11 protein-coding genes are annotated in these 11,406 nt (G+C 64.9%); 8 read left to right on the forward strand and 3 right to left on the reverse strand.

Translation table 11 applies throughout. The features are described 5' to 3' along the window. Positions 1–62 precede the first annotated feature (62 nt). From hemF to P9254_RS07065, 5 genes are all read left to right on the forward strand, one after another. Entirely contained in the window at positions 63–977 is a 915-nt protein-coding gene (gene hemF, locus P9254_RS07045) for an oxygen-dependent coproporphyrinogen oxidase (protein WP_278054542.1), read from the forward strand. Positions 978–1,219: 242 nt separating this feature from the next. Next, the gene (locus P9254_RS07050) at positions 1,220–1,480 is read left to right on the forward strand and encodes a DUF1344 domain-containing protein (RefSeq protein ID WP_066994313.1); all 261 of its coding nucleotides are present in this window, start codon (positions 1,220–1,222) and stop codon (positions 1,478–1,480) included. Positions 1,481–1,795: 315 nt separating this feature from the next. Beyond that, positions 1,796–1,981 carry a DUF1059 domain-containing protein gene (locus P9254_RS07055; RefSeq protein ID WP_066994310.1) on the forward strand — a complete coding sequence of 62 codons (186 nt, stop codon included), beginning with the start codon at positions 1,796–1,798 and terminating at the stop codon, positions 1,979–1,981. A gap of 267 nt (positions 1,982–2,248) precedes the next feature. Continuing rightward, positions 2,249–2,827, forward strand: coding sequence for a hypothetical protein (locus P9254_RS07060; RefSeq protein ID WP_066994307.1), 579 nt, complete (start codon positions 2,249–2,251; stop codon positions 2,825–2,827). An 88-nt stretch (positions 2,828–2,915) separates the two neighbouring features. Further along, positions 2,916–3,896 (forward strand): S8/S53 family peptidase, encoded by a 981-nt coding sequence (locus tag P9254_RS07065; RefSeq protein WP_082953954.1) that lies wholly within the window; start codon positions 2,916–2,918, stop codon positions 3,894–3,896. A 25-nt stretch (positions 3,897–3,921) separates the two neighbouring features. Here the strand turns inward: P9254_RS07065 and P9254_RS07070 are convergent, their stop codons facing one another. Genes P9254_RS07070 through P9254_RS07080 form a run of 3 tightly spaced genes read right to left on the reverse strand, consistent with a single transcriptional unit; the run spans position 3,922 to position 6,448 of the window. Beyond that, positions 3,922–5,190 (reverse strand): CCA tRNA nucleotidyltransferase, encoded by a 1,269-nt coding sequence (locus tag P9254_RS07070; RefSeq protein ID WP_278054543.1) that lies wholly within the window; start codon positions 5,188–5,190, stop codon positions 3,922–3,924. Continuing rightward, positions 5,187–5,819, reverse strand: coding sequence for a CoA pyrophosphatase (locus tag P9254_RS07075; protein ID WP_278054063.1), 633 nt, complete (start codon positions 5,817–5,819; stop codon positions 5,187–5,189). The genes P9254_RS07070 and P9254_RS07075 overlap by 4 nt, the downstream gene beginning before the upstream one ends. Continuing rightward, complete coding sequence (locus tag P9254_RS07080) at positions 5,819–6,448, reverse strand: DUF1285 domain-containing protein (RefSeq protein ID WP_278053610.1); 630 nt, start codon at positions 6,446–6,448, stop codon at positions 5,819–5,821. The genes P9254_RS07075 and P9254_RS07080 overlap by 1 nt, the downstream gene beginning before the upstream one ends. A 153-nt stretch (positions 6,449–6,601) precedes the next feature. Between P9254_RS07080 and P9254_RS07085 the strand changes: the two genes are divergently transcribed. From P9254_RS07085 to P9254_RS07095, 3 genes are read left to right on the forward strand one after another with little or no spacing between them, the layout of a single operon-like run. Next, positions 6,602–7,606: an AAA family ATPase gene (locus tag P9254_RS07085; RefSeq protein WP_278054544.1), complete on the forward strand. Its 1,005-nt coding sequence runs from the start codon at positions 6,602–6,604 to the stop codon at positions 7,604–7,606. Continuing rightward, a complete protein-coding gene (locus P9254_RS07090) occupies positions 7,606–8,592 on the forward strand; it encodes a DUF58 domain-containing protein (protein WP_278054545.1) in 987 nt (328 codons plus the stop codon). The genes P9254_RS07085 and P9254_RS07090 overlap by 1 nt, the downstream gene beginning before the upstream one ends. Beyond that, positions 8,589–11,405 (forward strand): DUF4159 domain-containing protein, encoded by a 2,817-nt coding sequence (locus tag P9254_RS07095; RefSeq protein WP_278054554.1) that lies wholly within the window; start codon positions 8,589–8,591, stop codon positions 11,403–11,405. Before P9254_RS07090 ends, P9254_RS07095 begins: the two co-directional genes overlap by 4 nt. Position 11,406: the final 1 nt, after the last annotated feature.

Consider the following 11,406-nt stretch of genomic DNA (forward strand, 5'->3'; position numbering starts at 1 on the left):
AGGGATCGCGCGCAGAAAAAACGAGTCATTTGTCGGGCAAGCAGCCTGGACTGGAGACGGAATTGGAACGACCCGACATTGCGGTGGGCCTGCCTGACGACATCGAGCAGAAGAAGATGAAGGCCCGCCTCTGGTTCAAAGCGCTGCGCGAGCGCATCTGCGCCGCCTTCGAGCAGATCGAGCAGGAACTCACTGGACCGCAATCGGCATGGTCGCCCGGGCATTTCGAGCAGACGCCGTGGGAGCGCGACGACGGCAAAGGTGGCGGCGGCACCATGTCGATGATGCGCGGCCGCGTCTTCGAGAAGGTCGGCGTGCATACCTCGACCGTCCACGGCGAATTCTCTCCCGAATTCCGCAAGCAGATCCAGGGCGCCGACGAGGATCCGCGCTTCTGGGCGAGCGGCGTTTCGCTGATCGCGCACCCCTGGAACCCCAACGTTCCGGCCGTGCATATGAACACACGCATGGTCGTGACCACCCGCCACTGGTTTGGCGGCGGCGCCGACCTGACGCCGGTGCTCGACCGCCGCCGTACCCAGGACGATCCCGACACGATCGCCTTCCACCGCGCCATGCAGTTCGCCTGCGAGAAGAACGCCGGGGTGGCCGACTATCCGAAATTCAAGGCGTGGTGCGACGAGTACTTCTTCCTGCCGCATCGCAACGAGGCGCGAGGAATCGGCGGCATCTTTTTCGATTGGCTGCATTCCGATGAGGGCAAGGGCGGCTGGGACGCCGATTTCAATTTCGTCCAGGATGTCGGCCGCTCTTTCCTCGTCGTCTATTCCCATCTGGTGCGGGGCAATTTCAACCAGAACTGGACCGACGGCGACCGCGAGGAACAGCTCGTCCGGCGCGGCCGTTACGTCGAATTCAATTTGCTTCACGATCGCGGCACCATCTTCGGCCTGAAAACCGGCGGCAATGTCGCCTCGATCCTCTCCAGCCTGCCGCCCGAGGTAAAGTGGCCGTAAAAATCCGGTGAGCGGAAGGCCAGCCGCATTGCTGTCCCATTCGCCGAATTTTGACCGGCAATGTGGCAGGGGCGATTTCTTTTTCGTCTAATATCCTTTTGAAAAAATTGATCTATTTAACGTGCCGGGTCGGGAAGCGCCGGCGGCTCGTCACTGCTACGAGCCGCGACCCGACGCGTCCGGACGGCCCTGATCGAGCGGAGTGCCTTCCCAATGGTGCCCGCATCCCAGGAGAACATCCTATGCGCAAGCTTATTGTGACGGCGGCAACCGCCGCCTTTCTCGCCTCCGGTGGCGCCGCGTTCGCCGCGGTCAAGCACACCACGGGAACAGTGAAGAGCTTTGATGGAACGGCCATGAGCCTTGTTCTGGACAACGGATCGACCTTCACGCTGTCCAAGGCCTTCAAGGATCCGGGCATAAAGCCGGGCGAGAAGGTTCGCGTTTCCTGGGATATGAGCGGCAAGAACAAGATTGCCGAGGCTGTCAAGATCATGAAGTGACGGCCTGCACGGCCAGCAATTGCAGAAACGTTGAAGCGGTTTCCGCCGGAATTGCGTCAAAACAAAAAGACAGTGCGGTTCATCGTTTCACGGAAACCAGGTGGCAACGGGCGGAGCAGCAATGCTCCGCCTTTGATTTCGCGCGGAGACCGTGAAAAAACAATTCGCCACCGGCTCCAATGCAACCGAAGCCGGCGACATGTGTTATGGTTTTCCACCGGGGCAATTTCAGGAAAATGCGATGCGGCTTTCCATGCGGAATTGCATGATAACAAGGAGCGGAATCAGGGCTCCGGACCTAGGAAAGGAAAAACCATGAAGGAGTTCCAATGCGGGACACTCGTCCCGGGCTGCGATTGGCACACGCGCGCCGAGGAGGAAGCCGAGGTCATGCGCCGCGCCGTCGAGCACATGCGTGAAACCCATGGCGAAACCACCATCCGCGAGACCATGATCGAGGCGATCCGCTCGCGCATCCAAAAGGTCCGCGACGCGGCCTGAGGCATCGGGTCACCGTTTTCGGACGACCATTGGCAAAGCCGGCGAGTTGGATGCAGCATCCGGCGCATCTCGCTTCGTTTGCGTCTGATCGCTGGCAACGGCTTGGCTTCGCCGAATTCAAGCAAAAACTTATATTCGTACCGGCTTGGATAACCCCGCGGTAACGGTCTCCATGCGATCGTCGCGCATGATCCGGGGACCGCGGCTGCCCGAGGAGCCGTCCGCCACAAGGCGCGTCTGGATCCGGTGGGGCGAGGTGCTTCGCGCATGCGCGAAAGATCCAACAAACGAGACGGTTTCGGCGCAGCCGCACTGTTGCTGTGCCTAGTCGTTGGCGCCTCGCCGTCGATGGCCCAGGAAATGACCACGTCGCTCGTGAACATCCACCAGGGGTCATGGCTCAGCGACCGCGCCAGAGCTCTCGGCAATGGCGGCTATGAGCTGCAGGACGGGAGCTGGGTCTCATTCAATCGTTGGTACCACAGCGATTGGGTCGACATGCACGTCGACTTCATCACGCAACTTACCGAAGACAGCGGCTTTCTGTGGGGAGTGGGAACCGGGGAACAAGCCGAGAAGTACCGCATCGCGCCGAGCCTCAAGCTCGGTTTTCTCACCCAGACCCATCCGAGCCTCAACAGCACTCTCTCCCTTTCGGTTACCTCGACCTTCGGCGGCAACCTGAGCGAAAAGCCATGCGTGGCCGACTACGGGGATCTGGGCACCTACAGCGTCAACTGCCGGCTTGCGGCCGGGGAGACGGCGCCTGAGGACACGCTGAAATATCTGGTTAACGCTACGCCCGAAAGGCTGCGCCTGTGGCTCAACTACCGTGTTACCTTCTGATCGCCGGGATGCCGCGCATGAGAAATCTTCCTGCTCCCGAACTTCGCGATCGTCCGTCCTCGTTCCTGCTTTGACCGGGAGTAAGACCATGTCTGGTAATTTCTGGAAGCTCGGCATTGCCGCGGCACTGACCATTCTGCCGGCATGCCTGGCGTCGGCGCAGGAAGCTCTCGACGCGGACCAGTCGGCCGCGCTGTGTCACGGCGGCGGGTCCATATGCGTAAGCGCAAAGATACCGGTTGCGCGAACGACACAAGCGGTGCAGAGCTGGATGAGTCCCGATGTCGGCGCCGCGTGGGCGGCTGGCTATAAGGGCAAGGGCGTCACCATCACCATCGTCGACGACTTCAGCAGTTCATCGCGCTTCTCCGGCAATTTTGGCATCGGCACGCAATATCAGCGACACGGAGAGTGGACGCGCGAGGAAGCAAGCATGATCGCTCCTGCGGCGACCATCCGCTCCAAGGACTTCTCGACGGGTTCGGCCGTCCCGCTGGCAAGTGGCCGCAACGTTCTCAACCTCAGCTACGGCATGTACGCGAACGCGGGTTACAGCGTGAACCAGATCCGCTGGGCCCCGGAGGAGCAATCGATCATCTCCTACGCCAGCAAGGGATCGGCCATCGTCTCGAAAGCGGCTGGCAACGATTCGGTTGCGGTCGGCGGCGTCACCAGCGGACAGCAGGATTATCTCGATCTCGCTCTGATCGGCAAACCGACGGCGATCTTTGTTGGCGCGCTGTCCACAAACGGCACGGCGTCAAACAAGGCTCAGCTTGCCTGGTATTCCAATTACGCCGGCTCCGACCCGACCGTGCAGAGCCATTTCCTGGTGGTCGGCGTCGAAGGCGACAAGACCGGCCTTTACGGCACGTCGTTCGCCGCGCCTATCGTCTCCGGATATGCCGCAATCATCGGCAGCAAATTCACCAAGGCGACCCCGGTTCAGATCACCAACGACCTGCTCAACACGGCTCGCACCGACACGCTGGTCAACTACAACCCCTCAGTCTACGGCAAGGGCGAGGCAAGCCTTTCGCGTGCCCTGGCCCCGATGGCGATACGCTGAGCGACGCCACGATTTAGGGACTCATCTAAGCCTCGAGTGCCTGCGCGGCGCGTTTGAGCAGCGCGCCGCGATCCATGGCGAATGCTGAATCCACCCATTCCCTTTCGAGATTCTTCAGCGTGGCACCAAGCTTCGGGCCGGGCGCGGCGCCGAGTTCGGTCAGGTCGGTCCCCTTGATCGGAAAGCTCGGCTTTTGCCATTTCAAGGCGAAGCCGAGCAGGCGCGAGAAACCGCCGGCTTCCATCATCGCCTGATCGTCCTCGATGGCCCCTGTCCGCGCGGCGGCGAGCGCGAGCCGCAGCCGATCGACGAAGCCTTGGCGGTCGCCGAAATAGAGCCTTTTCGACAATTCCGTCTCGGCCGTCTTGGGTTCAGGCGGAACCGTCTGTGCCCAGTGCCGCAGGCGCTCCCCCTCGTCGGTCGAAAATCTCAGCCTTTCGGCAAGCGTCTTCATGCGCGCGGCATCCGGCGGAACGACGGCCTCCAGCCTGAGCAGCGGATCGGCATCCCAGCCGAGATCCTTTTCGGTCCTGACCAACCCGTGGATGGCGTCGATGCCCCATTTCTCGCTCTCCGGCAGCACGGCGGTGAGGACACCGGCCTGGCGCATCCACAGCAGGGCACGCGATGGGTCGGGCGCCGAAAGCAGCTTCTTCAGTTCGGACCACACGCGTTCGGCTGACAGCCTGCCGAGCCCGTCCTTCAGCCTGGCGCAGGCCTTCAAGCCCTCGGCGTCGGGCCGGCCGTCGCCATACCAGGCGAAGAAGCGAAAGAAACGCAGGATACGCAGATAATCCTCGCGGATGCGCGCTTCTGGATCGCCGATGAAGCGCAGCCGCCGCGCCTCGATATCGGCGACGCCGCCGACAAGGTCGACGATGGCGCCGTCGGCTTCGGCATAAAGCGCATTGATGGTGAAGTCGCGCCGCGCGGCGTCGGCCCTCCAGTCGCGCCCGAAGATGACTTTCGCCCGCCGACCGTCGGTCTCGATGTCGGCCCTGAGCGTCGTGACCTCATAGGCCTTGCCGCCGGCGATTGCCGTGACGGTGCCGTGCTCGATCCCTGTCGGCACGGTCTTGAAGCCGGCGGCCTGGGCGCGGCGGATCGTGTCCTCGGGCACCGTCGTGGTGGCAATGTCAATGTCGGCGACCGGCTGGCCGATCAGCGCATTACGCACCGCTCCACCGGCCACCCGCGCCTCCTCGCCGCCCTCCTTCAGCGCGGCAAGCAGCTTCTGCAGATGCTTTTGGCCCAGCCAATCGGCCCTGCCCGAGAGAGACACCTCAGCGCTCACGCATAGAGCCTTTCATAGAGTGTGCGGATGATGCCGGCGGTGACGCCCCAGATCCGCTGGCCGTCATAGGGCATCTCGTAGAAGAACCATTCGAGGTCGTTCCACATGCGGCTGTCGCGCGCGTGGTTGACAGGGTCCATCAGGAAGCGCAGCGGCACCTCGAAGGCGGCGTCGACCTCGTCGGCGTTGAGCATCAGCGAAAAGCCCGGCCGCACCACCGAAAGCACCGGCACGATGCGGTAGCCGCTGCCGGAGACATAATCGGGCATGCGGCCGACAATTTCGATGTGATCGCGGTCGAGGCCGATCTCCTCGAATGTCTCCCGCAGCGCTGTGGCCTCAGGGCTGGGATCGGTCGGATCGATGGTGCCGCCGGGAAAGGCGACCTGGCCGGAATGGCTGCGCAGCTTCTCCGCCCGCTTGGTGAGCAGCACCGTGGCGCCGTCGGCGTGATCGATGACCGGGATCAGCACCGCGGCGTCGCGCAGCGGTTTTACATGCTTCAGCCTGGGATGCCCTGGATTGAAGCGGTGGTCGCCGAACTCGTCGCCGGATTGGACCTCGGCCTGCGCCGCTGCGCGGGCGCGAAAATCCGCGATCGAGAACGGCACCGGCGCCACTTGGTCCATCACGCGCTTAGCCGATCGAGCTTTTCGGCCGGCATGATCGGATAGACTTCGCCGCCGGAGCGGACGGCGAACATTGCCCTGCCGCCGACGTCGATCACCTCTCCATGCTCGACCAATTCGTACATCACCGGCCGCGCCACCAAGGCTTCCAGCCGCCCGCGCACCAGCACATAGGGCTTGAGCCCGCCGGTGGTGTCCTCGTCGACGAAGCGCAGCGGATGGCCGGGTCCGGCGGCAACCACGTCCCCGACATTGGTGCGGAACGTGATGACCTGGCCGTCGCCGGTCCCGGACACGTTCAACTCGACGGCGATGAAGGGCGCGTCGGCGACGCGGATGCCGACGCGCTCCACCGGCGTCACCAGATAGGTCTTGCCGTCGGCGTCCTTGCGCAACACGCTGGAAAAGAGCTGCACCAGCGGCATGCGCCCGATCGGCGTGCCGAGGTAGAACCAGGTGCCGTCGGCCCTGATCTCCATATCGAGGTCGCCGCAGAAGTCCGGATTCCAGCGCTCCACCGGAGCCGGCCCCTTGCCGGCGCGCGCCGCGCGCGAGATCAGCGCCTCCAGCCCGCGCGCCTCGGTGGCGCTGGTCAGGCCCTTTTCACCGGATTCTGTGCGATGCGTCATGGTCACGAAATAGTCACTGTTGTCCGGATTGTCAGCCTTGTCAGCCCAAGCCTGTGATTTAAGTTCAATCGCAGGCGCCGGGCGAGGCCGAATCGCGGCATTCTGCGAATCGAGAATGCAAGCCGGTATTTCCAACCACAAGGATCGAACGGCATGAGCGTGATGATCAAGGAAAGCCCGTTGAGCGACAAGGCGATGATCGAGCAGGCCGAGAAGGCGCTGTCCGACATCTCCAAGGTCCGCGACGCCGTAGGCCGCGTGATCTTCGGCCAGGAAGCCGTTGTCGAGCGCACGCTGGTTGCGCTGCTTGCCGGCGGGCATGCTCTCCTCGTCGGCGTGCCAGGCCTCGCCAAGACCAAGCTGGTCGAGACACTGGGCATCGTGCTCGGCCTCGATTCCCGCCGCATCCAGTTCACGCCCGACCTGATGCCGTCCGACATCCTCGGCTCCGAAGTCATGGAGCAGGATGAGCTTGGCAAACGATCCTTCCGCTTCCTCCGCGGGCCTATCTTTTCGCAGCTTTTGATGGCCGACGAGATCAACCGTGCCTCGCCGCGCACCCAGTCGGCGCTGCTGCAGGCGATGCAGGAATATCACGTCACCATCGCCGGCGCTCGCCACGACCTGCCCTCGCCCTTCCACGTGCTGGCGACGCAGAACCCGCTGGAGCAGGAAGGCACCTATCCGCTGCCGGAAGCGCAGCTCGATCGCTTCCTGATGCAGGTCGACATCCTCTATCCGGAGATCGAGGCCGAACGCCTCATCCTGCTCGAAACCACCGGCGTCGAGGAGGCCAAGGCCGACAATGTGCTGCAGCCAGCCAGGCTGAAGGAAATTCAGACGCTGATCCGCCGCATGCCGGTGCCTGAAAGCGTCGTCGAAGCGATCCTCAAGCTGGTGCGCTCGGCTCGTCCCGGTCAGGGGATTGCCGACACCGACAAGCATGTCGCCTGGGGTCCTGGTCCGCGCGCCAGCCAGGCGCTGACCCTGTGCGCCCGAGCACGCGCTCTATATGATGGCAGGCTGGCGCCGTCGGTCGACGACATCCGTGCCCTCGCCGAGCCGGTGCTGCAGCATCGCATGGCGCTGACCTTCGCCGCCCGCGCCGAAGGCACATCCGTGCGCGACGTGGTGGCGAAACTGGCAAAAGGCATCTGATGGGTCGAATAGGCGAGGTCCAGGCACCGGTTGCGACGCGCGACGCGCTCGCCCGTGGCCGGTTGCGGGCCTCTCTGGTGCCGGATCTGCTGGTCGAGGCGCGCCGCATCGTCAACACGGTGATCGCCGGCTGGCATGGCCGCCGCAAGCGCGGCATCGGCGAGAATTTCTGGCAGTTCCGCCCCTATGTCGAAGGCGATGCCTCGCGCATCGACTGGCGCCGCTCGGCCCGCGACGACCACACCTATGTGCGCGACCGCGAGTGGGAGGCGGCCCATACTGTCTGGCTCTGGTCGGATCCCTCGCCGTCCATGCTCTACAAATCCTCCGGAGCCGGCGTTTCCAAGGAATCGCGCGCTCTGGTGCTGGCGCTTGCGTTGGCCGAGCTCCTGTCGCGCAGCGGCGAGCGCATCGCCTGGCCGGGCCTCACCGACCCGTTCACCGCCCGCAACGGCGCCGAACGCATCGCGGCCCAGCTCAGCCATGCCGGCAACCTGGCGGCTAAGCCCGATCTCTCCGCCATCCGCCGCTTCTGCGACATCGTCATCGTCAGCGACTTTCTCGATCCGGTCGAGGAGACCATGGCCTGGCTCGACGTGCTCGCCCGTCACGGCGTGCGCGCGCATCTGATCGAGGTCGCCGACCCGGCCGAGGAGACCTTCCCCTATGCCGGCCGCACCGAATTCACCGATCCCGAGACCGGCGACAAGCTGACCGCCGGCCGCGCCGAAACGCTTAAAGACGAATACCGCCTGCTCTATATCGCTCGCCGCCAGGAACTGGCCGGCTGGTGCAAGCGCCTCGGCTGGAGCTTTACCGTCAATCATACCGACCGCCTCGCCTCCGAGGCGCTCGTGCGCGTCCACATGGCGATGACCGCCGACAGCAGCCGTCCGGGTCTGACCTCGGGTCATGCCGGGCTGACCGCCGGTGGCGGTCATGCAGGGCTGACCGCGGGCGGTGATGCCGGAAAGGCGGTCGCATGAGTTGGCTGCCGCTTTCCTTCGGCGCGCCGATGGTGCTGTGGGGGCTGCTGGCCCTGCCGGTGATCTGGTACCTGTTGAGGCTGACGCCGCCCAGGCCGCGGACCGAAGTCTTTCCGCCGCTGAGAATCCTCGCCCGCGTCCTGAGGCGCGAGGAGACGCCGCATCAAAGCCCCTGGTGGCTGACATTGCTTCGCTTGCTTATGGCCGCCCTTGTCGTCACCGCGCTCGCCGAGCCGATCTTCAATCCGCGCGAAAAGCTGCCGGCCGAGGGCTCGGCGCTCGCGCTGGTCATCGACAATGACTGGGCAAGCGCCGCCGACTGGGGCAAGCGCGTCGCCACCGCCGAGCGGCTGATTGCGGACGCCGGCTCGAACGGCGTGCCGGTCGTCATCGCCTTTACCGCCGAGAAGCCCAATGCCGAGATCGGCCCCTTCGATGCATCGGCCGCGCTCGACCGCCTGCGCGCGGCAAAGCCGCGCCCGATCCCGACCGACCGCCCCGCCGTCTATGCCCGCGTCGCAGCCACTTTGGAGCGCCTGCCCGGCGCCAGCGTCGCCGTGCTTGCCGATGGCCTTGCCGCCACCGGCGACGAAGCGGCGTTCAAGACGCTCCTGGAAAGGAATGCCGCGAGGCTGGTCTGGGCTACCTCGGACCGGCTCTCGCTCACCGGCCTGACCGGCGCCGACAATCAGGTCGACGGCTTCACGCTCACCGCCATCCGCGCGCCGGGCGATCCGGCGCCGGCGCAGGTCACCGCGGGCGCCTTCGACGACAAGGGCCGCCGCATCGCCGACGCGGCTCTGACCTTCGCGCCGGGTCAGGCCACCGCCACCGGAACGATGAAGGTGCCGTTCGAATTGCGCAACGACTTCGCCTCGATAGCTCTCGATGGCGAGCACCAGGCCGGTGCCGTTCGCGTGCTGGACGAGAGCTCCAAGCGCCGCCGCGTCGGTCTGCTTTCGCAGGCCGAGGCAGACCAGGCGCAGCCGCTGCTGTCGCCGCTCTATTACATTCGCCGCGCCCTGCAGCCTTTCGCCGATCTGGTGGAGCCGTCGAGCGCCGATCTGGCCGATGCCATTCCGCAGCTTCTCGACCAGAAGCCGGCGATGATCATCATGGCCGATGTCGGCACCATCCCTGCGCAGGTCCGGCAACGGCTGGTCGACTGGGTGAACAATGGCGGCACGCTGGTGCGTTTTGCCGGTTCAAGGCTGGCTGCCGCCGGCAACGACGATGATCTCTTGCCGGTCCGGCTGCGCAGCGGCGAGCGCGCGCTGGGCGGCGCGCTTTCGTGGACGACGCCGCAACCGGTCACCGAATTCCCGAAGAACGGCCCGTTCGCCGACCTCGCGCCGCCGACGGAGGTGACGGTCAGCCGGCAGGTGCTGGCCGAGCCGACGCCCGACATCGTCGAGCGCACCTGGGCGACGCTTGCCGACGGCACGCCGCTGGTCACGGGCATGAAGAAGGACAAGGGAACGCTGGTGCTCTTCCACGTGACACCGGAGGCGACCTGGTCGAACCTGCCGATCTCCGGCAGCTTCGTCGAGATGCTGAGACGCATAGTGCAATTGTCGCGCAACCAGGGCGCCGCGGTCGCCAATGCCGAGGCGGCCGCAGCATCGCTGGCGCCCTATCGCATGATCGGCGCCGACGGCGCGCTGGTGCCGCCGACACCCGATGCGCGGCCGCTCGTGCCCGCCGCCGGCCCGCTTCCAGTGACGCTGGAAAACCCGCCCGGCGTCTACGGTTCGGAAACCGGCGTTTTCGCGCATAACCTGCTCAACGCTTCGAGCACATTCACGCCGCTTGCTCGGCCACAGGTCTCGCTGCCGGTGACGGCCATCCCTTACGCCTTCGACGAATCGGAGAACCTGAAAGGCCCGCTGGTCACATTGGCCCTCTTGCTGATGGTGCTCGACACGCTTGCCGTGTTCTGGATGGGTGGGCTGTTTTCGCGCCGGCCGCGCCGCGCCGCGGCGACCGCTGCTGCCCTGCTGATCGTGTTCGGCGGGCTCTTCGGCCACGCCGATTTTGCCCGCGCCGATGATTCGAAGCCGGGCGATTCCCAGGCCATCGAGGACATTTCGAAAACTCGGATCGCCTATGTCATCACCGGCGAGCCGGGCGTCGATTCAATCAGCCGCGCCGGCCTCGAAGGCCTAACCCGCTTCCTGATCGAGAAGACCGCGCTGGAACCCGGTCCGCCGGCGGGCGTCGACATTTCCAAGGACGAACTGACCTTCTATCCGCTGATCTACTGGCCAATCGACGCTACCGCGCCGATGCCCAGCGAAGCCGCGATCGCCCGCATCGACGCCTATATGCAGCAGGGCGGCACGGTTCTCTTCGACACGCGCGACCAGTTCTCCAACGGCATCGGCGCCGGCTCGGCAAGCCCGGCCACCGAGCGGCTGCGCGATATTCTCGGCAATCTGAACGTGCCGCCGCTGGAGCCGGTGCCCTCGGACCATGTGCTGACGAAGTCCTTCTTCATCCTTCCCGAGTTTCCCGGCCGCTTCAACGGCAGTCCGCTCTGGGTCGAAGCCTCGCTCGATGCCAGCAATACCGAGAACCGTCCCGTGCGCACCGGCGACGGCGTCTCCCCGATCATGATCACCGGTAATGATTTCGCCGGCGCCTGGGCGGTCGACGAGAACGGCGATCCGATGCTGCCGACCGTGCCGCCGGATCCGATGCAGCGCGTCTACGCGCTGCGCGCCGGCGTCAACATCATGATGTACATGCTGACCGGCAACTACAAATCCGACCAGGTGCATGTGCCCGTCCTGCTCGAACGGCTGGGACAGTAGT

Origin of the sequence: Mesorhizobium sp. WSM4983 (genome assembly GCF_029625765.1) — a bacterium.
In the GTDB taxonomy this organism is placed as follows: Bacteria; Pseudomonadota; Alphaproteobacteria; order Rhizobiales; family Rhizobiaceae; genus Mesorhizobium.